This window comes from Streptomyces shenzhenensis (assembly GCF_021462265.1).
Lineage (GTDB): Bacteria > Actinomycetota > Actinomycetes > Streptomycetales > Streptomycetaceae > Streptomyces > Streptomyces shenzhenensis.
The window spans coordinates 91583-113075 of the sequence record NZ_JAJONF010000004.1; the positions used below are offsets into that span (position 1 = coordinate 91583).

Consider the following 21493-nt stretch of genomic DNA (forward strand, 5'->3'; position numbering starts at 1 on the left):
CTTTAGGGGCGCGGGGAACTGCGCGACGAGCCCCCACGCACCCGCGGCCGGGACGGGTCCGCGGTCCCACGGCGGGTACCCGGAGCCCATGGCCACCACCAGCGCCCCGGAGGACGCCTACACCGCCACCCCCTTCCTCCCCGCCGGGCGGCCGAGCCTCGCCGCCCTCCGGCGGGCCGCCGCCGGCTGTCGCGGGTGTCCGCTGCACCGGAACGCCACGCAGACCGTCTTCGGCCAGGGCAGCGCGCACGCCCGGGTCATGCTCGTCGGTGAGCAGCCCGGTGACCAGGAGGACCGGCAGGGCGAGCCGTTCGTCGGGCCCGCCGGGCGGCTGCTCGGCAAGGCTCTGGAGGAGGCCGGTCTCGACCCCGCCGACGCCTACGTGACCAACGCCGTCAAGCACTTCAAGTTCACCTGGGCCGAAACCCGAAAGCGCCGCATCCACAAGCCCCCGACCCTGCGGGAGATGTCGGCCTGCGGCCCCTGGCTCGCCGCCGAGCTGACCGTCGTGGCGCCCGAACTCGTCGTCGTCCTCGGCGCCACCGCCGGAAAGGCGCTGCTCGGATCGTCGTTCCGGGTGGGCGAGGTGCGCGGGACCGTGCTGGAGCGGGAGATCCACGGCCGGCCGGAGCGGCTCGTGCCCACCGTCCACCCCTCCTCCGTCCTGCGCGCGGACGACCGGGAGCATGCCTACCAGGGCCTCGTCGCCGATCTGCGAGTGGCTGCACAGGCGCTGTCGTAATGGATAAGATGCGGCCATGCCCCTTACCTTCACCCTCGACCCCGCCGTCACCCCCGCCCTGCGTGACGGCGTCCTCGACCTGTGGACGGACGTGACCAACGCCGGCGGTGCCGTCGGTTTCGTCGCCCCCGTGACCTCCGAGGAGATCCGGCCGGAGCTGGTGAGGCACCTCGTCGCGATGGCCGAGGGCCGGCACCGCCTCCTCGTCGGGCACGACGAGACCGGCGAGGTCGCCGCCACCGCCTTCTTCTCCTTCAACACGCACCGGCTGATGAAGCACTGGGTGTGGCTGTACACGGTGATGGTGCACCCGAGGCACCAGGGGCGGGGACACGGCCGCGACCTGCTCGCGGCCGCCGCCGACGCCGCCCGCGGCTTCGAGGGCATCGACGCCATACGGCTCGGCTGCCGCGGCGGTCTCGGCCTGGAGGACTTCTACGGCTCCTGCGGATACAAGGAGGTCGGCCGGGTCCCCGCCGCGGTCCGCGTCGCACCCGGCGACGACCGTGACGACATCACCATGCTGCTCCCGCTCACCTGACCGGACCCCGGTGCAAGATCGGCCCCACAGCGTGCTTCACTGGACGGTGCCCCTTTTCGTCATCGGAAGACTGGATTGAGATGCTCCGCTACACGCTGATGCGCCTCGGTATCTTCGCGGGCTGCCTTCTCGTCGTCTGGGGCCTCGTCTACGCCGGGGCGTTCCCCCGTGGCTTCGGCGACTCCAACTTGCTGTGGGTCCTGCTGCTCTCCCTCGTCCTGTCGGCGCCGATCAGCTTCGTCGTGCTGCGCAAGGAGCGGGACCGTGCCTCGGTGCAGGTCTCACAGCGGGTCGAGCGGATGAAGGCCAACATCGAGGCCAACCGCAGCCAGGAGGACGAGGCGGTCGACCAGCTGGCGGAAGCCCCGGAGCAGGCCCGGACCTCTTCCTGAGCGACTCCCTCGCCTCCGGTCCCAACTACGCTTTGCCCCATGGGGACCGTCAAGACCAAGCGGATGCCGCGCGCGGTACGTGAGCAGCAGATGCTGGACGCCGCCGTGCGGACCTTCGGCCAGCGCGGCTACATGGCCGCGTCGATGGACGAGATCGCCGAACTGGCCGGTGTCTCCAAGCCGTTGGTGTATCTGTATCTCAACTCGAAGGAAGACCTGTTCACGGCCTGCATCCGCCGTGAGGCCGGTGCGCTGACCGAGGCGGTCCGCACCGGCGTCGACCGCGAACTGCCGGCCGACCGGCAACTGTGGGACGGGCTGCGGGCGTTCTTCACGTACACCGCCGAACACCCGGACGGCTGGTCGGTGCTGCACCTCCAGGCCCGCACGCACGGCGAAGGGTTCGCCGCCGAGGTCGCGGCAATGCGCGAGGAGATCGTCGCGTTCGTGACCCAGCTCATCGTCGCCGCCGCCCGCTCGGCGCTCCCCCACTCTCGAACCTGCTCGCGCGGGGGGACCCCCATCGACCCCGACCTGGGCGAGGGCGAGGTCGCCGGCCTCGCCGAGGCCCTGGTGGGCGCCGCCGAGTCCCTCGCGGCCTGGGCCAACGCCACGCCGGGCGTGACGGCCCGGCAGGCGGCGGCGACCCTGATGAACTTCGCCTGGGCCGGCCTGGGCAACCTGATGGAGGGCCGGCCGTGGTCCCCGCCGTGACCGGCCCGGTCCGGCACCCGGCGCCCCGGCGGCGCAGGTTCTTTACGGCGTTGGCGGCTCAACGGGTAACGCGCGGGCGCACACTGCCCTCCACCTGCACCCGGTCTCCGCTGCGCAACTGGAATCGGCCGTTCTCGGCGCCGTATCCGACCGTTCCCGGCAGCAGCACCGGCGCCCGGAACTCGGCCCGCACCTCGGCCGCCGTCGGCACCCCGTGGGCGGCGAGACACCGGGCCACCGTCCACATGCCGTGCGCGATGGCCCGGGGGAAGCCGAAGAGGCGGGCGGTGAGCGGATGCAGATGGATCGGGTTGCGGTCTCCGGAGGCGGCCCCGTAGCGGCGGCCGACATCCCCGGCGATCCGCCACTCCTCGACGACGGGCAGCAGGGTCGCCGGCTCGGTCCGGCCCGTCTCGCCGAAGTGCCCCGTCCGATGCCGCGCCAGATACGTGCTCCGTGACTCCCACACGACGTCCTCACCGGCCCGCACCCCGGTCACGACGGTGGCCTCGGTGCCCCGCCGGTGCGGACTCAGCTTCTCGACGTGCACGGACACGTCGTACGTCCCGTCCCCGGGAAGTTCGGCATACCGCTCGATCTCGATCGAGGTGTGCACCAGCCCGAGCAACGGCAACGGAAACTCCCGCGCACTCATGAGGCGCATGGCCAGCGGGAACCCGAGCACGTGCGGGTACGTGATCGGCAGCCCGTCGTCCCCGGTGCCGAACCCGCAGACACGTTCGTAGGCGGCGAGCCTTTCAAGGTCGGGACGGAGGCGCAGGAGGAGCCGGGTGCGGGGGAACGAGGCATCGGCGTTCGGCTTCTTGAGGGGCGACCGCAGCGCGCCGAGTGCGAGCAGGGGGCCCAGAGAAGGGGCCCGGTCAAGGATGATCACAGAGGTTGCCTTTCACCGCCGGTGACGGAAGTTCCCTGCTTGCGGGGGCGCGGGGCGCGGTCCGATGTGCGGCTGCCGCCACGCGGGCGCGAGCAGCCCCCGGGCACCCGCACCCCGCCGTACCACCGTCACGCCCCCAGAAGACTCTGCCCGCAGACCCGCACCACCTGGCCGTTCACCGCTCCCGACCCCGGCTCCGCCAACCACCCCACCGTCTCCGCCACATCCCCCGGCACCCCGCCCTGCGCCAGCGAGTTCATCCGCCGGCCCGCCTCCCGGATGAGAAACGGCACGGCGGCCGTCATCCGTGTCTCGATGAACCCGGGCGCCACCGCGTTCACGGTCACCCCGAATTCCGCGAGCGCGCGCGGCGCGAGGCTCCGCACCAGCCCGGCGATCCCCGCCTTGCTCGCCCCGTAGTTCGTCTGTCCCGCGTTCCCGGCGAGCCCGGCGATGGACGCGGTGCCCACGATCCGCCCGCCGGGGTTCAGAGCGCCCCGCTCCAGCAGCGCGTCCGTCGTGCGCAGCACACTGCCGAGGTTCACCTCCAGCACCGAACTCCACCGCTCCGCAGGCATGTTGACCAGCCGCCGGTCACGGGTGATCCCCGCGTTGTGGACGAGGACGTCCAGCCCCTGCGGCAGCGCGTCGGCGATCCGCGCTCCCGCGTCCGCGTCGGTGATGTCGAGCGTGAGCGCGCTTCCGTCCAGCCGCTGTGCCACCGCACGCGCGTCGGCCGCCGCGGCCGGGACGTCGAGGACGACGACCCGCGCCCCGGCCCGCGCCAGCGTCCCGGCGACGGCGGCCCCGATCCCGCGTGCGGCCCCGGTGACCAGCGCGGTGCGCCCCGCGAGGGGTTGTTCCCAGTCGCCCGGGACGGTGAAGTCGCCCGCCCCGACCTCGATGACCTGCCCGCTGACGTACGCCGACCGGGGGGAGAGGAGGAAGCGGAGCGTGGACTCGGCGGCCGCCGCGGGTCCGGCGAGCCGGACCAGGTTGACGGTCCTGCCGCGCCCGATCTCCTTGCCCAGGGACCGGGTGAACCCCTCCAGCGCCTGTTGCGCGGCGCACTGGTGATGGTCGGCGGGGTCCAGCGGCGAGCCCAGCACCACCACCCGGCCGCTCGCCGCGACGGACCGTACGACGGGGTGGAGGGCCGCGTGCACCTCGGCCAGCGTGCCGACGTCCCGTACCCCGGTGGCGTCGAGGACGACGGCGGCCGGGGTGCCCGACTCGTCCGGTGTGAGCCCGGTGCGGGCAAGGACCGGTGCCAGGTCGAGGACGGACTTGCCGGCGGTGAGGTGCAGCACCGCACCGGCCGGGGACGGGGCCTGCCCGGGCCGTACCAGCCGGGCCGGCTGCGGCAGCCCGAGCCGGCGGGTGAGGAACCGGCCGGGTGCGGTGCCGGCGAAGCTCAGATAGCGGTCCGTCATGTCTGTCCCCGATGTCGCCCGATTCCTGACTCTGGAGTAAGGTTACCGTAGGTAAGCCTATGTCACAGCTGTCAAGTACCGGGAAACGGGGTGAACGTGAAGGACCCTCACGTAACCTCCGGGATTGCACAGGCCCGTCCCCGGACAACCCCCGAATACCCACAGGCCCGCCACAGCGGCCCCGTACGATCTCCAGCCTGAACCACCGGTAACCCCTTTCCGAGGGCCGGTGCCGGTGAACGCCTCGGTGCGCGAGGCACGTACGTCATGCAGCAAGCAGTTCACCGCTGCGCGCCCGAGGAGCCGCCCCGTGTCCACCTTCTCTGAGTTCTCTCAGCCCTCTCAGTTCTCTCATCCGCACACCGACTCCGTCGCTCCCGGCGTGGCGATCCAGGCCACGGACTACGACGGGAACCCGATCCTGGTCGAGCCCCTCGTGCAGCGGCTGGACGGGGTGGTGCGGGAGGCGTACGTACCGCCGTTCGCGCCGCCGGTGCGGCACGGGTCGCTGGCCGACCTGCCGTTCGAGAACGCGGAGGCGGAGCCGGGCGCCGTGGTGCTCAGCCGCAAGTCCGCGATGGACGACGGACGTTGGGAGCATGTGACGGCCGGGCAGTTCGCCGAGCAGGTGCTGGCGGTGGCCAAGGGCCTGATCGCGGAGGGGCTGATGCCGGGCGACCGGATCGCGATCATGAGCCGGACGACGTACGAGTGGACGCTCCTCGACTTCGGCGCCTGGGCGGCCGGCCTGGTGACCGTGCCGATCTACCCGACCTCCTCGGTCTTCCAGACCCGCTGGATCATGCACGACTCGGGTGCCGTCGCCCTGGTCACGGAGAGCTCCGCGCAGGCCGCCGCGCTCGGCCCCGAACTCGACCGACTGCCCGACCTCAAGCACCTGTGGGTGGTGGAGAAGGGGCACGTGGACCGGCTCACGGAGGCCGGTGCGCAGGTGCCGGACGCCGAGGTGGCCGTACGGCGGGGCATGCTGGGCCCCGACACCCTCGCCACCCTCATCTACACCTCGGGCACCACCGGCCGCCCCAAGGGCTGCGCCCTCTCGCACGGCAACTTCTTCGCCGAGGTCGACAACGCGATCGAACTCCTCCACCCGGTCTTCAAGGCGCGCAACAACGAAGAGGTCTCCATCCTCCTCTTCCTGCCCATGTCCCACGTCTTCGGCCGCATGGTGGCGATCGCCTGCGTCCGCGCCCGGGTGCGCCTCGGCCATGCCCCCAGCCTCAGGGCCGAGGACCTGCTCCCGGACCTCAGCGCCTTCAAACCGACCTGCCTGCTCACCATCCCCTACATGCTGGAGAAGGTCTTCAACACCGCCCGCGCCAAGGCGGAGGCGGGCGGCCGGGTCTCGGTCTTCGACCGGGCCACCGGGGTCGCGCGGCGCTACGGCGAGGCGCTGGAGGCGAAACAGACCGGCACCGGCAGCGGGCCCGGCCGCGCCCTGAAGACGGCCCGCGGCTTCTACGACCCGCTGGTCTACCGCCGTATCCGCACCGCCATGGGCGGCCGCGTCCGCCACATCATCTGCGGCGGCTCCCCGCTCGGCCGCCGCCTCGCCGCGTTCTACGCCGGGGCCGGCATCCAGATCTACGAGGGCTACGGCCTGACCGAGACCACGGCGGCCAGCACCTGCACCCCGCCCCTCAAGCCCCGCCTCGGCACCGTGGGCTGGCCGATGCCGGGCACCAAGGTCCGGATAGCCGCCGACGGCGAGATCCTCATCGCCGGTGACCACGTCCTGCGCGGCTACTGGGACCCGCAGGCCGGCGGGGTCGTGCCGGCGACCCGGGACGGCTGGCTGGCCACCGGCGACCTCGGCGAACTGGACGACGAGGGCTACCTGACCATCACCGGCCGCAAGAAGGAGATGCTCATCACGGCCGGCGGCAAGTCCGTCGCCCCCGCCCCGCTGGAGAACTGGCTGCGCTCGCACCCCCTCATCTCCCAGGTGATGCTGGTCGGCGACGGGCTGCCCTACGTCAGCGCCCTGATCACCCTCGACCGGGACGGCCTCACCCACTGGCGCCAGATGAACGGCAAGCACCCGGTACCGCCGGAACTCCTGATGGACGACGTCGAGTTGCGGGCCGTTCTGCAGCGCGCGATCGACGAGGCCAACAAACTGGTCTCCCGCCCCGAGTCCGTCCGCCGCTTCGAGATGCTCCCCGTCGACTTCACCGAGGAGGCCGGGCACCTGACCCCCTCCATGAAGCTGCGCCGGGAGGCGATCATGAAGGACTTCGCGGCGGAGATCGAGAGCCTTTACCCGAGGTAGGTCACACGACGTCGGCTGTGGTTAGGCCACCTGGCTTCACTGGCGGGCGGAATCACGGCTCCCGGATATCCCCCGTGCTTCCATCGCGGATGGAGGTACACCATGGCTGACAACCGACAGCGGATCATCCTCGCCCGACCACCCGCCACCCGGCGCGGCCTGCCCGCCGCGGGTGCCGCGGCCCCCGTACTCGTGGGCGCGGCGGCCCCGGCCGTCCGCGCGCCGCTCCGCCGGGAACGCACCCGCGCCCTGATCAACCCCGTGACGACCGAGCTCGCCGACCGGACCGAGGCCACCAGGACCCCGGGCCGGCCGGGTGAAACGAAGCGGTGCATGTACCGCGCCGGCCTGCTCCGCCGGGACCTCGTGTCCTTCGTGCGGTGCGAGGGCGGCCCCCATCTGCCGACGGGCGACGCCGGGCACGTCACCGCCGCGGTCCCGACGGCGGGGGTGACCGGCCGATGACGACGCACCGCGACCAGACGGTCACCTGCCCCTTCGCGTTCAGCGAGGCCCTCGACTTCGACCCCGTGCTCGCCGATCTCATGGAGCGCGAGTCCCTCGCCAGGATCCGGCTGCCGTACGGCGAGCCGGACGCCTGGCTGGTCACCGGATTCGAGTCGGTGCAGAAGGTGACCACGGACCACCGCTTCAGCCGGGCCGCGATCATCCGGCACGACTATCCGCGCCTCACGGCGGAGCCGATCATCTCCCCCGAGTCCATCAACGTGATGGACCCGCCGTACAGCAGCCGGATCCGGCATCTGGCCACCCAGGCCTTCACACCGCGTCACGTGGACCGGATGCGGGAGCGGATCACCCTCCTCGCGGACCGGCTGATGGACGAGATGGAGTCCGCGGGCTCGCCGGCCGACCTGGTCCACCACCTGTCCGACCCCCTTCCCCAGCACACGATCCTGGACCTGCTCGGCATCGATCGCGCCGAGTGGCCGCGGATGCAGGAGGGCGTCCACCGCCTGCTGGTGGTCGGCGCGGGCAACCGGGACGTCGCCCGCGCGGCGAAGGAGGACCTGACGGCCTACTTCATGAAGCTCGTCGCCGAACGCCGGGACAGCCCCGGTACGGACATCATCAGCGCGCTCGCCGAGGCACGGGACGGCGCGGACCAGCTCGACGACAGGGAACTGGCCGTCCTCGCCCTGACGTTCACACTCAGCGGACAGGACACGGCGACCTGCCAGATCAGCGACATCATGTATCTGCTGCTGACCCGGCCGGAACTGGCCGAGTACGCCCGGGAGCACCGCGAGAAGCTGACGGACTTCCTGCACGAACTGCTCCGGTACATCCCCTTCCGCAAGGGGGTGGGCATTCCCCGGGTGGCGCTGGAGGACGTCGAGATGGACGGGGTGCTCATCCGGCGCGGCGACTTCGTCCACGTGTCGTACCTGACGGCCAACCGTGACCCGGCCCGCTTTCCGGACCCCCACGAGATCGTGCCCGGCCGTCCCGACACCCCCCACATGACGTTCGGCTGGGGCGGCCACCGGTGCATCGCGGTGCCGTTGGCGATGGCCGAACTGGAGGTCGCCGTGGGCCGCCTCCTGGACCGCTTCCCGTCGCTCCGCCTCGCGGTGCGCCCGGAGGAGGTCCGCTGGGACACCAAGACCATCCGCCGCTTCCCGCTGGAGCTGCCGGTCGCCTGGTAGGCCCCGGGGCTCCCGCCCGCCTCAGCTCTCGTCGGCCAGACGGTCCAGCCACTCGCGCAGCAGGCGCTGCTCCGCGGCGCTGAGGACCGTCTGGTCGGGGAGGGCGGCGCGCAGCGCCCGGGCCGACCCGGCCGGGCCCGGGGTCTGTACGGCCGGCTTCTCGGTGGTGACGGCGGTGACCATCGCCTCGCGGAGGGTGGTCAGCAGGGCCGGGTCGCGGTCGGCGCCCGGCATGGAGAGCCAGGTGAGAACCGCGCCGCGGGCCGTGGCGTGGATGACGTTGGCCGCGAGAGTCTCGCCGACCCGCAGCAGGCCCCCGGCGGCCAGCCGCCGGACCCGGCCCCGCAGGATCCCGAGCCCGGTCTGGAAGGCGGCCGAGTCGCTGCGCGAGGTGTCGCCGTACATCAGCGCGTAGAGCGCCGGGTTCTCCAGGCCGAACCGCACGGCCAGGTCCCAGCTGTCCCGCAGGTCCTGGATCGGGTCCTCGGGATCCGGAACGACCCGCTTGCTCGCCAGGAACGTGGCGAACCCGTACTCCGCCACGGCCTCCAGCAGCCCTTCCTTGTCCCCGAACAGCCGGTAGATGGCCGGGGGCTGCAGCCCCGCGGCGACCGCGACCGCCCGGGTGGTGACGGCGTCCCGTCCCTCCCGCTCCAGCAGCCCGATGGCGGCGTCGATGACGCGCTGCCGGGTGTCGGCGGAGGCGGCGGAGGAGGCCGGGGCGGCGGTCGTGTCACGTGGTCCCGATGGCATGTATCAACGATATCGCGCACTTGATTCCAGCGTTAGTATCAGTGTTACCGTGTACGCGTTTCCATTGATACTGACTTTGACCGCTGGAGGACACAGTGATCGTCGTGACCGGAGCCACCGGACAGCTCGGAAGCCGGATCGTGGAGAGCCTGCTGACCCGCGTCCCGGCGGACCGCGTCGGCGTCAGCGTCCGTGAGCCGGAAAAAGCGCGGGCCCTCGCCGACCGTGGAGTGCGGGTACGCCGGGGCAGCTTCACCGAACCGGCCGGCCTGGCACACGCGTTCGAGGGGGCCACCCGGATACTGATCGTCTCCGTCGACCGGATGGGCGAGGAGACCGTACGGCAGCACCGCACCGCCGTCGACGCGGCCGTCGCGGCCGGCGCCCGCCGCATCGTGTACACCGCCCAGATGGGCGCGAGCCCCACCTCCCGCTTCCAGGCCTGCCGCGACCACGCGGCCACGGAGGAGGCCCTCGCCGCCTCGGGCGTGCCCTGGACCTCACTCCGCAACGGCTTCCACGCCTCCAGCGGCCTCGACTTCCTCGCCCCGGGCCTGGCCTCGGGCGAGGTGGCCCTGCCCGCCGACGGCCCGGTCTGCTGGACGGCCCACGCCGACCTGGCGGAGGCGGCGGCGGTGATCCTCGCGGACGAGAGCCACCGCTTCGAGGGGCCGACGCCCCCGCTCACCGGGACCGAGGCGCTCACCTTCGCCGACCTCGCGGCCCTCGCGAGCGAGCTCACCGGCCGTACGATCACCCGGACCACCGCACCGGACGACACGTTCCGCGCGCACCTGGTGGCCGGCGGCGTCCCCGCCGAGACGGCCGACCACCTCCTGAGCATCTTCACCGCGGCCCGCGAGCGCGAGTTCGCGACCACCGACCCCACCCTGTCCCGGCTGCTGGGCCGTCAGCCCGTGCCCGTGCGCGCACTGTTGCGCGAGCGGCTGGCCCCAGGGCCGTCCGGCGGGCAGCCGGTCAGGAGGTCGCGATGAGATACGCCTGCGGGCTCGTCTCCCCCAGCTCCGTGTCCGCTGCCCGCACCGTGGTGGAGTGGAGCCGGAACCCGGCCTCCGTCAGCAGCCTCGTCATCTGCTCCGGCCGCCGCCGCTCGAAGTCCAGCGCCACCGGATGCCCCCAGGGGTCCTCGAACCGGCGGGCCGCGTCGCCCACCTGGAAGGCGAGGAGCAGCCGGCCGCCGGGGCGCAGCACCCTGCGGAACTGCCCGAACAGCGACGGCAGATGGTCGTCCGGGGTGTGGATGGACGAGTACCAGCACACCACTCCGTCCAAGGCGCCGTCCGCCACGGCCAGGTCCAGCATCGAGCCCTGGACGAAGCGCAGGCCGGGGTTCTCGCGGCGGGCGACGGCGAGCATCGACGTGGACAGGTCGAGTCCGAAGACGGACAGCCCCAGCCCGGCCAGGCGGCCCGTGACACGGCCGGGGCCGCAGCCGAGGTCGGCCACCGTGCCGCCGGGGCCGACGAGTTCGGCGTAGGTGGCCAACAGGGCCCGGTCCAGGGGCCGGTTGGCGACGTCCTCGCGGAAGTGGTCGGCGTAGTCGTCGGCGATCGCGTCGTAGAAGGTACGGGTGGCGGTGAGGAAGTCGGCGGTCATGCTCGCGGACCCTAGCGGGCGGTACTGACATTGATACGGGTAGGCAGGTTTCGGCGGTCGTGACTCCGGCACCGACTGGCGCCCTGCCGGGCTGTCTTCCCACTGTTCCGTCCGGCCGGCGGAGCCTGTTCAACGGCCCGCCGAGCGGGCCGGGCCAAGCCCGCCGCGGCTCGGCGGCGCATCTTAAGGACGGGGGGGCGTATCCGGTATGCGGCAGCCGCCACGGGGCGCGACCGGCCGCGCGGCGGAAGCCGGCGTCCGGTACGCCGCGGCACGTCCGGCGCGGCGCTCAGCCGACTCCGGCCGCCCGCAGCAGTGCCGTCGCCGTCGCGGCCGCCAGGACCACGACCGCGAACGGGGCACGGAACCAGGCGAGTACGACGGCCGTCAGCACCCCGGCCGGGCGGGCCCAGCCCGCGAAACCGCCGTTCTCGGTGAGAGCGCCGGTGGCCAGCAGGGCCACCAGGAGCACCACCGCGCCTGCCGACGCCAGCTCCTGGACCCGCGCCGGGATCTCCACCCGGCCGTGCAGCGCCGGGCCCACCAGGCGGAAGGCGTACGTGCCGAGGGCGAGGGCGAGGATCATGACGCCCGTCGCGTTCATCGCCGCACCGCCGGCAGGGTGACGAGGGCGGCGAGGGCGAGCAGGACCGGGAGCCCGGCGGGCACGGCGGGGGTCACCGTGAGCGCGATCGCCGCGCCGAGCAGGGCCGCGCGCCGTACACCCCGGTCCGAGCGGAGCGCGGGCAGCACCAAGGCGGCGAGCACCGCGGGGAACGCCGCGTCCAGGCCGTAGCGGCCGGTGTCGCCGAGGGCGGTGCCGGCGAGGGCGCCGGCCAGCACCCCCGCGTTCCACACGGCGAACAGGCCGAGCCCCGAGATCCAGAACGCGGCACGGCGGCGGGACTGGTCGGGCTGGGCCAGGGCGAAGGCGACCGTCTCGTCGGTGACCAGGTGGGCGCCGAGCAGCCGGGTGGCCCGGCCGGGGCCGAGGAGGTCGGCGACGGCCAGGCCGAAGGCCGCCGTGCGGGTGTTGAGCAGCAGGCCGGTGGCCGCCGCCGCCAGCGGGCCGCCGCCGGCGAGCAGCACACCGACCGCGCTGAACTGGGCCGAGCCCGCGTAGACGACGAGGGACATCAGGACCGGCACCCACACCGGCAGGCCGCCGGCCACGCTGACCGCGCCGAAGGAGACGCCGACGATCCCGCCGGCCAGCCAGACGAGTGAACTGTCCCGGACCAGGGAGGTCGTCCTCCGGTACTGGTTTGTTCGGTTTGGCGAACGCATGTTCTTCAGCGTGAACGAGTAGAGTGGCGTTCGTCAAGATGAACGGTCGTACCGATGGAGCGAACGAACCAGATGTCCGAGACACCCGAACGGCCCGACCGGCTTCCGATGGAGTGGATCGCCGGGGCGCTGAAGCGGGAGCGCGCCCGGGTCGGGCTCTCCCTGTCCGAGCTGGCCAAACGGGCCGGCGTCGCGAAGTCCACGCTGTCCCAGCTGGAGGCGGGCGCCGGGAACCCGAGCGTGGAGACGCTGTGGTCGCTGGGGGTGGCGCTGGGTGTGCCGTTCAGCGCGCTGGTCGAGCCGCCGGTGTCCGCCGTCCGGGTGATCCGGGCGGGGGAGGGGCCCACGGTCGCGTCGGAGCGGGCCGACTTCGCCGCCACCCTGCTGTCGGCCTGCCCGCCCGGCGCCCGCCGGGACATCTACCACCTGCGGATTGAGCCCGGGGTGCCACGGGAATCGGAGCCGCACATTCCGGGAACGGTCGAGCACCTCGTCGTATGCGGCGGGCGGGTGAAGGCGGGGCCACGCGGAGAAACCGTCGAATTGAACCCGGGGGATTATCTGACCTATCGCGGAGATGTTCCGCATGTGTACGAGGCGCTGGTGCCCGGCACCACATTCGTGCTGGTGATGCAGCACGTGTGAGCACGTCGTGAACGGGAGCGGAGGGGCCGGGCGGAAAAGGCAGGAGCCCCGTCGCCTGACGGCGCGGGGCTCCTTGGGTACTGCACTCAGTTTGCGATCAGACTTGGTTTGTCTGGGATCAGACGGGGGTGACGTTCTCCGCCTGCGGACCCTTCGGGCCCTGCGTGACGTCGAAGCTCACCTGCTGGTTCTCCTCCAGGGAGCGGAACCCGCTGGCGTTGATCGCGGAGTAGTGAACGAAGACGTCGGGGCCGCCGCCTTCCTGGGCGATGAAACCAAAGCCCTTTTCGGCGTTGAACCACTTCACGGTTCCGGTAGCCATAAGCCCTCCTTGGGCTCAAAGGGTCGCCCTGCTCCAGAATCTGCAAGTGTGAAAACAAACTAAGTGCCGCACAACTGCATTCGTCTGAAAACGACGAGAGCCTGCGGTTACATGCTCCGCAGGCTCTGTACTGCAAGGAAACCAAACTGCAACTTGCGGCGAGCCTAGCATGTGGGCAGCGGAAAGCAACAGAGGGCAAGATCACGTCACCCGAACGTTTGAATCGGCTCGCGGGTGGGTTGACCCGGCGGGCGGACGAGACGCCAGGGCACGGAGGGCGGGGGCGGTCTCAGCACGGTACCCCATGGGGTCTAGTCTCGCGATGTGGACAATTCTCGCACCCGGCCGCGCGTCGGACACATCCAGTTCCTGAACTGCCTCCCCCTTTACTGGGGGCTCGCGAGAACCGGCACCCTCCTCGACTTCGAGCTGACCAAGGACACGCCTGAGAAGCTCAGCGAGCAGCTGGTGCGCGGCGACCTCGACATCGGGCCCATCACCCTCGTCGAGTTCCTGCGCAACGCCGGCGACCTGGTCGCCTTCCCGGACATCGCCGTCGGCTGCGACGGCCCGGTGATGTCCTGCGTGATCGTCTCGCAGGTGCCGCTGGACCAGCTGGACGGCCGCCGGGTCGCCCTCGGCTCCACCTCGCGCACCTCGGTCCGCCTCGCCCAGCTGCTGCTCGCCGACCGCTATGGCGTCCAGCCCGACTACTACACCTGCCCGCCCGACCTCAGCCTGATGATGCAGGAGGCGGAGGCGGCGGTGCTGATCGGCGACGCGGCCCTGCGCGCCAACCTGCTCGACGGCCCGCGCTACGGCCTTGAGGTCCACGACCTCGGCTCGCTGTGGAAGGAGTGGACGGGCCTGCCGTTCGTCTTCGCCGTCTGGGCGGCGCGCCGGGACTACCTGGAGCGCGAACCGCGCATCACCCGCGACGTGCACAGCGCCTTCCTCGAGTCCCGGAACCTCTCCCTGGAGGAGGTCGCCAAGGTCGCCGAGCAGGCCGCCCGCTGGGAGGCCTTCGACGAGGCGACCCTCGCCCAGTACTTCACCACCCTCGACTTCAGCTTCGGCGCGCCGCAGCTGGCGGCGGTGGCGGAGTTCGCCCGCCGGGTCGGCCCGACGACCGGGTTCGCGGCGGATGTGAAGGTCGACCTGCTGGAGGCCTGACAGGCAATAGGCTGCTGCCCGGACTGACTGGGGGGTGGGCGCATGCAGCCGCTCGCGGGCGACGAACCTGCGGCCGTCGGGCCGTACCGGCTGCTCGGCCGGCTCGGCTCCGGCGGCATGGGCCGCGTCTATCTGGGGCGTTCGGCAGGCGGCCGGACCGTCGCCGTGAAGATCGTGCACCCGCACCTCGCCCTGGACGAGGAGTTCCGTACCCGATTCCGCCGCGAGGTGGCGGCCGCCCGGCGGGTCGGCGGTGCCTGGACGGCACCCGTCCTCGACGCCGACCCGGACGCGCCCGTGCCCTGGGTCGCCACCGCCTACGCCGCCGGTCCCTCCCTGACGGCGGCCGTGGCCGACGGCGGCCCGCTGCCCGCGCACACGGTACGGGCGCTGGGCGCGGGGCTGGCCGAGGCGCTGGCGGCGGTGCACGAACTGGGGCTGGTGCACCGGGACGTGAAGCCGTCGAACGTGCTGCTGACCCTCGACGGGCCGCTCCTCATCGACTTCGGCATCGCCCGGGCCACGGACGGCACCGCCTCGCTGACGTCGTCGGGAGTCTCGATCGGGTCGCCGGGATACATGTCGCCCGAGCAGATCCTGGGCAAGGGGGTCACCGGCGCGGCGGACGTCTTCTCCCTCGGCGCGGTGCTGGCGTACGCGGCGAACGGACAGCCGCCGTTCCCTGGTGACTCCTCGGCCGCCCTGCTCTACAAGGTCGTCCACGAGGAGCCCGAACTCGGCTCGCTGAGCGGTGAGTTGCGGGAGGTCGCCGAGGCGTGCCTCGTGAAGGAGCGGGGGCGGCGGCCCGGCCCGGCGGAGGTGGCCCGGCGGCTGGCGCCGCAGGGGGCGGCGCGACTGGTGGCGGGCGGGTGGCTGCCGGGGGCGCTGGTGGAGCGGGTGAGCCGGAGCGCTGTGAAGGTGCTGAACCTGGAGGCGGCGGAGGCGGTACCGGCGTCGGGTCCGGCGGCCGGGTCGGCGTCGGGTCTGGCGTCCGGGCCGGTGTCGGACTTGGTGTCCGGGTCGGCTGCCGGTCCGGCGTCGGGTCCGGCGCCCGCGGCGGTCTCGGCTCCTGCGTCCGGATCGGCGGCGGGTCCCGCGTCGGTGCCGGCGTCCGGGCCGGTGGGGTTCAGCACCCCTGCCGTGGTCGGGGAGTTCGGGCCGCCGCCGACGGTGCCGCCCGTGGCCGTGCCGGTGCCGCGTGATGCCGTGCCGGCGTCGCCCGTGGCCGTGCCGGAGCCGCGGGATGCCGTGCCGGTGTCGCCCGGGAAGGTGTCCGTGAGCGTCGCCGCGACCGCCGTACCGGGGGAGGGCGGGCGCGGGCGCCGGGTGAGCTGTACGGTCGCGCTCGCGGTGGCCGGCGCGCTGGCGGTGGTCACCGTCGGGGTGGGGTTCCTGGTGAAGCCGTTCCTCGGGACCGGCGGCGGGCCGAGCAGTGACGCGGGCTCCGCCGTCAAGTCGCCCTCGGTGGCCACGACTCCCGGCGGCGGGAAGATCCCGGCCGCCTACCTCGGCACCTGGCAGGGCTCGGCGACCGCCCTGTCCGGCAACCTGCCCGTCGGCACCTTCCGGGTCACCGTCGAACAGGCCGCCGTCGGCCAGGAGCTGGGCCGCCTGCGGCAGACCGACCAGTTGGGCGGGGTCTGCACGGACGTCCTGATCCTGAGGTCGGTGACGGCCACGAAGCTGGTCGCCTCCTCGACCGGCGCCGAGGGCAACCACGACGGCTGCGACCCCGGCACCAACACGGTCTACCTGACCCCGAGCGACGGCGAGCTCGTCTACACCTCGGACAGCTCGGCGGAGGGGAATCCGGTGGCGGTGATGACGAGGGCGGGGTAGCCCTTCCGGCAGGCGGCCGCTACTGCGGGGTCGTCACCGTGACGTGCTCCCCGCTGCCCAGGTGCAGCATGCCCTTGCCGGGCTGGACCGGCCCGCCCACCATGGCCCGGGTGGTCCGGATGCCGATCAGCTCACCGGAGCCGGACTCCTGCGGGGAGAGCAGGATGCCCCGGCGCGCCTTCTTGGCGTCCACCTGCCAGCCGGAGAAACCGTCGCAGATCTCGTCCTCGTCACCGGCGATGACGACGGCGAGCCCCTCCTCGGTGCCGCGTTCCACGATCCGCTTGAAGACGTCCTCGGCGTCACAGTCGTCCAGCACCTCGGCGTCGTCGACCAGCACGACGACCGGCTCGGCCGGGGACGCCGACGCGAGCACCTCCGTCAGCTCGTCCTCGTCCACGTCCCGCCCGGTGAAGACCTTCAGCACGCCTTCCCGGCCGTCGAGTTCGCGCAGCGGCGACTGCCGGGGCGCCGCGACGACGATCCGCACGCCACTGGCGAGGTAGGAGCGGGCGAAGCCCAACAGGGCCGTGGAGCGGCCGGACTTGGCGGGCCCGCCGATCACGAAGGCGGGCACGCCCTGCGCCAGGTCCGGCCCGTAGGCGGTGAGTTCGTCGCCGCCGACACCGACGAGGGCCCACAACGGGGAGGCCGCCGCGGCCGGGTCCCGCATCGCCCAGGCCTCCTCGAAGGAGATCCGGCTGGGCAGCACGTCCACCCGGAACGGCCGCCGGGAGCGCTCCACCCCGGCGTCCCGGGCTTCGGCCGCCTCGCCGATCGCGCCGATCGCCGCGGCCTGCCCCTGACCGGTGGTGTCCGCGGAGAGCAGCGCGAACTGCGTCTCGGCGGCCGTCTCGCCGCGGAAGGCGCGACCGGGCGGGATCTCCTCGGGCACCTTGCGGGAGTTGATGTCCAGCATCGAGAAGTCGGCGCGGTCGGCGAGCCGCAGACCGTACTTGTCCTCGGTGAGGGAGGAGATCCGGCCGGCCAGGATCTGCCGGTCACCGGTGAGCACCAGATGGATGCCGACGCTCGCGCCCTCCCGCATCATCGCCATGATCTGGTCGGTGAGGTCACCGTGGTTCAGCTCGCCGAGGGTGGGCAGCCAGCCCTCCCAGCGGTCCAGGAGCAGCACGATGTGCGGCAGCCGCTCCGCCTCCGGCACGGCCGCCCGCTGCTCCCCGATGTCCGCGAAGCCGCGGTCCGCGAGCAGTTCCTGACGACGGCTCAGCTCGCCGGAGAGGCGGGCCATCAGCCGTTCCACCCGCTCGGTCTGGTTACGGCTCACGACGGCACCGCAGTGCGGCAGCCGGGTCAGCGCGTTGAGCGCGCCGTTGCCGCAGTCGATGCCGTACAGGTGCACGTCCGCACAGGAGTTGGTGCGGGCCAGCGAACCGGCGATGGTGCGCAGCACCTGGGACCGGCCGGTGCGCGGGGCACCCGCGACGATGAGGTGCCCGAAGGTCGCGAAGTCGACGGCGACCGCGCGCCGGGCCTGGTCGGCGGGCAGGTCCTCGACACCGTACGGGGCGGCGGGCAGCGTGCCCTGCGCCTGGACGGCCGGCACGTCGTCGAGCAGCAGCGTGTCGTCGAGGGCGGGCAGCCACGGCGAGTGCTGGGCCGGGATCCGCAGGGCGGTGTTGGCCTCGCGGACGGCGTCCACCAGCACCTTCAGGTCGGTGATCTCGTCGTCCTCCTTGGTCTCGGACTTCGGCTTGCGCAGCGCGGCCCGCCCGAGGTCCTGCCAGGACAGCGCCCCGGCCCAGGGCGCGAGCGTGGCCGGATCCGCGGCCCCCGGCCGCCGTCCTCCGACCCGGCCCGACTGGAAGGGGACCAGCGAGGCGTGCCCGAGCCGGACGTACGCCCGTCCCGGCGTGCTCTTCGCGATGTGCCCGGCGTCGGGCGCGTCGATGACGTCGGTCGACTCACCGGCGTCGGTCACGCGCAGCGCGATCCGGAGGTTGGTGTTGGCGCGGATCTCGGGCGACACCACACCGGAGGGCCGCTGGGTGGCGAGGAGCAGGTGGATACCGAGGGACCGCCCTCGCTGGGCGATGTTGACGAGGCCCGTGACGAAGTCGGGCAGGTCGCGCACCATGGACGCGAACTCGTCGATGACGATGAGCAGCCGGGGCACCGGGGGGCGGGAGGGGTCCCTTCTGACGAGGTCCTGATAGTCCTCGATGTCCTTGGCGTCGGCGGCGGCGAGGATGTGCTCGCGCCGCTTCAGCTCCGCGCCCAGCGACTCCAGCGCCCGCTCCACGAGGTGGGCGTCGAGGTCGGTGACCATGCCCACCGTGTGCGGCAGCTTCACGCAGTCCTTGAACGCCGAGCCGCCCTTGTAGTCGACGAGGACGAAGGTCATGTTCTCGGGGGTGTTGGCGACGGCCAGCGCGGCCACGATGGTCTGGAGCAGCTCGGACTTGCCGGAACCGGTGGTACCGGCGATGAGCCCGTGCGGCCCGTCCCGTCGCAGGTCGATGCCGAACGGCCCGTCGTACGACTCCCCGATGACCGCCATCGTCGACTGCCCGCCCATCCGCCAGCGCGCGGCGATCGCGTCCCGCGTGGGCGGCTCCAGCTGGAGCACGTCCAGCAGCCGGCTGGCGGCGGGCAGGGCGGAGTCCTCGCTCTCGCCGCTGATGTCCCGGAGCGGGGCGAGCGAGCGGGCGAGGCGCCCGCACCAGGCGGCGGAGACGAAGTCGGGCCGTACGTCACGCTTGCGCAGCGCCCCGCTCTGCTCGACGCGCAGCCGCAACTCCAGGTCCTGCGGGGCCTGTTCCTCGCCACCGTCCTGCTGGGGATGCCAGGCCTGGAAGGACGGGAAGCCGCCGACCGCCTGCTGGGCCACGGGCGTTGCCTGCGCCGCCCCCTCCCGGCCGGCTCGCGGCTCCGCGACCACGACGCCCTGGCACTCCCCGGGAAGGAAGCGCTCCTCCGCGTCGAGGCAGATGGAGCGAATGGCGACCCCCGGCCCTTCCTTCAGCAGCCGTACGACACCCGGCATGGACCGCAGCCGCCGCGACCCGTCCCACACCACCACGATGTCCGGGTCGGAGAAGGCGGGCCCGTCGAGCTTGCCGCGGCCGCCCTGCTGCAGGGCCTTCTGCCGGCCGTCGAGGAGCTGGGTGAGCTCGCCGACCCGGGCGCCGACGGTCTCGGAGTCGGTGCCGATCAGGACGTTCACGTCCTGGCCGCCGCTCGGGCGGGCGTGCGGCAGCCAGCGCACCCAGTCCCAGCGGGCACCGGCGTCGTTGTCGGTGAGGACGTAGAACTGCACGTCCATGGGGCTGTGCAGGACGGCGGTCTGGGCGACGGCCCACCGCCCCAGCGCATGCGCCGAGTCCCCGGGCCCGGCAACGCCGATCACCCCGAGGTCGCGCAGCGAAAGCCCCACCGGGGCGTCCTCGATGTACCAGCGGACCTTGCGCTTGTGCTCGTCCTGCTCGGGGTCGTCGAGTTCCACCTCGGAGGGCACGCGCCCGGTGCCGAAGCGGATCAGCAGATGGTCGGCGTCGGTGCGCCGCCGCTCCCACAGCCGGGTCCGCGGCCCCGTGCCGTACGTCAGCACCGCGGCGGGATCCGGCACCGCCGCCCGCCGCTCGGATCTCTCCGCGACCAGCGCCTCCTGTGCCTCCCCCTCGATCCGCGCCTTGTGCTCCTTGTACTCCTTGAGCTGCTTGGCGTGGGACTTGCGCCCGTGCTTCTTGTCCATGAAGTAGTTGCCGAAGAGCATGAGCGGGCTCATCAGCGCCATGATCAGGTAGTACCAGCGCCCGAACATCATCACGGAGACGACGGCGCCGACGAGCGGCAGCAGCGCCATCAGCCAGGGCAGCGGCCGGGCCTCGTAGTCACCGGGCGGGTTGGGCAGCGAGAAGTGCGTCTGCCGGTCGGCGGGGCGCAGCCGCGGGGGCCGGTTGTAGTCGAGCCCCACGCCGTCGTCGGACCACTTGAGGGCGGCGTTGGGCGGGGAGTACCCGGTGATTTCGAGGAGGGTGTTGCCGAGGGCGAGTTGGGAGTTCAGGGGCCACTCGCCGTTGCCTGGCGCCTCCTCCCCGTCCAGCTGGGCCCCTTCGGTGTGCACCTCGACTTTGCAGGTGCCGTCGATGGCGATGGTGAGGGTGGCCGCGCGGGCGGGCAGCTCCGGGTCCTCGACGCGGAGGTGGGAGGCGGGGCCGGTGCCGATGTCGTACCGTCCGACGCCGAGCCGGTGCACGGCGCCGGCGGCGGGCCCGCCGGCGACCCGGAACTCCACGACACCGGTGGGTTCGCCGAGCAGGCACCCGGCGGGGTCGTGGAGGCTGACGACGACACCGTCCCGCAGGGGCGAGCCGACGACGGTGGCGGCCGGGTCGAGGGCGTACCCGTCGACGTAGGCGTGCGGCCCGGAGAACGAGGCGGCGGGGGCCTGTTGACGGTGCGCGCCGATGGGGATGACCTGGGCGCCGCCGCCCGCGCCGCCGTCCGAATACGCCAGACCGACCTGCCGTGCCAGCTCCCTGGCGACGTCGCCGACGGTCGACTCGGGATCCGCGTCGAGCACCACGTCGGCGCTGGCACCGCCGACCGGATCCACGACGGTCAGACTCAGGCGCACGTTCCGTCCCCCCACCCACCGAGAACACCCGACACAGTGGAAGTGACCTTAGCCGCCCGCCCTTTCCCGGGTGCAACGGGCCGTGTACGGTTCACGATTCCGCCGCAGAAGGACCGTGCGGTCGCACGCGTCACCCCCGTAGGATCTTTGCTCGTGCGGACGGCCATGCCATGGCCAAGGATCCGCGCAACGGTGCCACGGGGGAAGGCCCTGCGGCCACATCAACGGGAGGAAGCCGTCATGGCCGGCAAAGACACGGATCTCACATATCACGAGATGGAGAAGGTCGCGGGCGACCTGATCAAGGACATGCACGACCTTGAGGACAAGATCAAGAACGTGGAGAAGCGGGTCAGCGCCCTGGTGGAGAACGGCTTCACCACCCAGAAGGCTTCGGGAGCGTACGACGACTCCATGAAGGACTTCACCAAGGGAGCGACGAAGACGATCCAGGGCCTGCACGGCCTCTCGGACTTCCTGAAGAAGGCCAAGGAAGCGTACGAGCAGCTGGACGAGCAGCTGGCGAAGCAGGCCAAGGGTTAGTAAAGTCCGAGGTCATTGAACGATCGGGTGCGAC

Annotated in this window: 20 protein-coding genes; 12 read left to right on the forward strand and 8 right to left on the reverse strand. The window is 72.5% G+C overall.

Annotation, left to right across the window (positions count from 1 at the left end; genetic code table 11):
• The first annotated feature begins 88 nt into the window (after positions 1-88).
• The 4 genes from LQ326_RS06975 (at position 89) to LQ326_RS06990 (ending at position 2389) form a co-directional block, all read left to right on the forward strand.
• Entirely contained in the window at positions 89-742 is a 654-nt protein-coding gene (locus LQ326_RS06975) for a UdgX family uracil-DNA binding protein (protein WP_234533801.1), read from the forward strand.
• Positions 743-758: 16 nt separating this feature from the next.
• Positions 759-1283 carry a GNAT family N-acetyltransferase gene (locus LQ326_RS06980; protein ID WP_234533803.1) on the forward strand — a complete coding sequence of 175 codons (525 nt, stop codon included), beginning with the start codon at positions 759-761 and terminating at the stop codon, positions 1281-1283.
• 80 nt (positions 1284-1363) lie between these two features.
• Positions 1364-1675 carry a DUF4229 domain-containing protein gene (locus LQ326_RS06985; protein ID WP_234533805.1) on the forward strand — a complete coding sequence of 104 codons (312 nt, stop codon included), beginning with the start codon at positions 1364-1366 and terminating at the stop codon, positions 1673-1675.
• Between the two features lie 39 nt (positions 1676-1714).
• Entirely contained in the window at positions 1715-2389 is a 675-nt protein-coding gene (locus LQ326_RS06990) for a TetR/AcrR family transcriptional regulator (protein ID WP_234533807.1), read from the forward strand.
• Positions 2390-2447: 58 nt separating this feature from the next.
• Here LQ326_RS06990 and LQ326_RS06995 read toward each other — a convergent pair whose 3' ends face one another.
• Positions 2448-3284, reverse strand: coding sequence for a MaoC family dehydratase (locus LQ326_RS06995; RefSeq protein WP_234533809.1), 837 nt, complete (start codon positions 3282-3284; stop codon positions 2448-2450).
• A 128-nt stretch (positions 3285-3412) separates the two neighbouring features.
• The gene (locus LQ326_RS07000; RefSeq protein WP_234533811.1) at positions 3413-4717 is read right to left on the reverse strand and encodes a 3-oxoacyl-ACP reductase; all 1305 of its coding nucleotides are present in this window, start codon (positions 4715-4717) and stop codon (positions 3413-3415) included.
• Positions 4718-5099: 382 nt separating this feature from the next.
• Between LQ326_RS07000 and LQ326_RS07005 the strand changes: the two genes are divergently transcribed.
• The 3 genes from LQ326_RS07005 to LQ326_RS07015 all read left to right on the forward strand — a co-directional run bounded on the left by LQ326_RS07005 (position 5100) and on the right by LQ326_RS07015 (position 8680).
• Complete coding sequence (locus tag LQ326_RS07005) at positions 5100-7010, forward strand: AMP-dependent synthetase/ligase (protein WP_234534251.1); 1911 nt, start codon at positions 5100-5102, stop codon at positions 7008-7010.
• 102 nt (positions 7011-7112) lie between these two features.
• Entirely contained in the window at positions 7113-7475 is a 363-nt protein-coding gene (locus LQ326_RS07010; RefSeq protein WP_234533813.1) for a hypothetical protein, read from the forward strand.
• On the forward strand, positions 7472-8680 hold the full coding sequence (locus tag LQ326_RS07015) for a cytochrome P450 (protein ID WP_234533815.1): 1209 nt from the start codon (positions 7472-7474) through the stop codon (positions 8678-8680). Before LQ326_RS07010 ends, LQ326_RS07015 begins: the two co-directional genes overlap by 4 nt.
• Before the next feature lie 21 nt (positions 8681-8701).
• Here the strand turns inward: LQ326_RS07015 and LQ326_RS07020 are convergent, their stop codons facing one another.
• Entirely contained in the window at positions 8702-9433 is a 732-nt protein-coding gene (locus LQ326_RS07020) for a TetR/AcrR family transcriptional regulator (RefSeq protein ID WP_234533817.1), read from the reverse strand.
• A gap of 95 nt (positions 9434-9528) precedes the next feature.
• Here LQ326_RS07020 and LQ326_RS07025 point away from each other — a divergent pair, with 95 nt between their 5' ends.
• Positions 9529-10428, forward strand: coding sequence for an NAD(P)H-binding protein (locus LQ326_RS07025; RefSeq protein ID WP_234533819.1), 900 nt, complete (start codon positions 9529-9531; stop codon positions 10426-10428).
• On the opposite strand, the gene LQ326_RS07030 is transcribed toward LQ326_RS07025, so the two are convergent.
• From LQ326_RS07030 to LQ326_RS07040, 3 genes are all read right to left on the reverse strand, one after another.
• Positions 10412-11050 (reverse strand): class I SAM-dependent DNA methyltransferase, encoded by a 639-nt coding sequence (locus LQ326_RS07030; protein WP_234533821.1) that lies wholly within the window; start codon positions 11048-11050, stop codon positions 10412-10414. The two genes, LQ326_RS07025 and LQ326_RS07030, sit on opposite strands and share 17 nt — an antisense overlap.
• 289 nt (positions 11051-11339) lie before the next feature.
• Entirely contained in the window at positions 11340-11654 is a 315-nt protein-coding gene (locus tag LQ326_RS07035; protein ID WP_234533823.1) for an AzlD domain-containing protein, read from the reverse strand.
• Complete coding sequence (locus LQ326_RS07040; RefSeq protein WP_234533825.1) at positions 11651-12337, reverse strand: AzlC family ABC transporter permease; 687 nt, start codon at positions 12335-12337, stop codon at positions 11651-11653. The genes LQ326_RS07035 and LQ326_RS07040 overlap by 4 nt, the downstream gene beginning before the upstream one ends.
• Positions 12338-12409: 72 nt before the next feature.
• Here LQ326_RS07040 and LQ326_RS07045 point away from each other — a divergent pair, with 72 nt between their 5' ends.
• On the forward strand, positions 12410-12982 hold the full coding sequence (locus LQ326_RS07045) for a helix-turn-helix domain-containing protein (protein WP_234533826.1): 573 nt from the start codon (positions 12410-12412) through the stop codon (positions 12980-12982).
• Between the two features lie 118 nt (positions 12983-13100).
• Here LQ326_RS07045 and LQ326_RS07050 read toward each other — a convergent pair whose 3' ends face one another.
• On the reverse strand, positions 13101-13304 hold the full coding sequence (locus LQ326_RS07050; RefSeq protein ID WP_003992177.1) for a cold-shock protein: 204 nt from the start codon (positions 13302-13304) through the stop codon (positions 13101-13103).
• 324 nt (positions 13305-13628) lie between these two features.
• Here LQ326_RS07050 and LQ326_RS07055 point away from each other — a divergent pair, with 324 nt between their 5' ends.
• A complete protein-coding gene (locus tag LQ326_RS07055; protein WP_234533829.1) occupies positions 13629-14477 on the forward strand; it encodes a menaquinone biosynthetic enzyme MqnA/MqnD family protein in 849 nt (282 codons plus the stop codon).
• A gap of 42 nt (positions 14478-14519) precedes the next feature.
• Positions 14520-16316, forward strand: coding sequence for a serine/threonine-protein kinase (locus tag LQ326_RS07060; protein WP_234533831.1), 1797 nt, complete (start codon positions 14520-14522; stop codon positions 16314-16316).
• A gap of 19 nt (positions 16317-16335) precedes the next feature.
• On the opposite strand, the gene LQ326_RS07065 is transcribed toward LQ326_RS07060, so the two are convergent.
• Positions 16336-20916: an FtsK/SpoIIIE domain-containing protein gene (locus tag LQ326_RS07065; protein ID WP_234533833.1), complete on the reverse strand. Its 4581-nt coding sequence runs from the start codon at positions 20914-20916 to the stop codon at positions 16336-16338.
• 240 nt (positions 20917-21156) lie between these two features.
• Between LQ326_RS07065 and LQ326_RS07070 the strand changes: the two genes are divergently transcribed.
• A complete protein-coding gene (locus tag LQ326_RS07070; protein WP_234533835.1) occupies positions 21157-21459 on the forward strand; it encodes a WXG100 family type VII secretion target in 303 nt (100 codons plus the stop codon).
• The last annotated feature ends 34 nt before the right edge of the window (positions 21460-21493 follow it).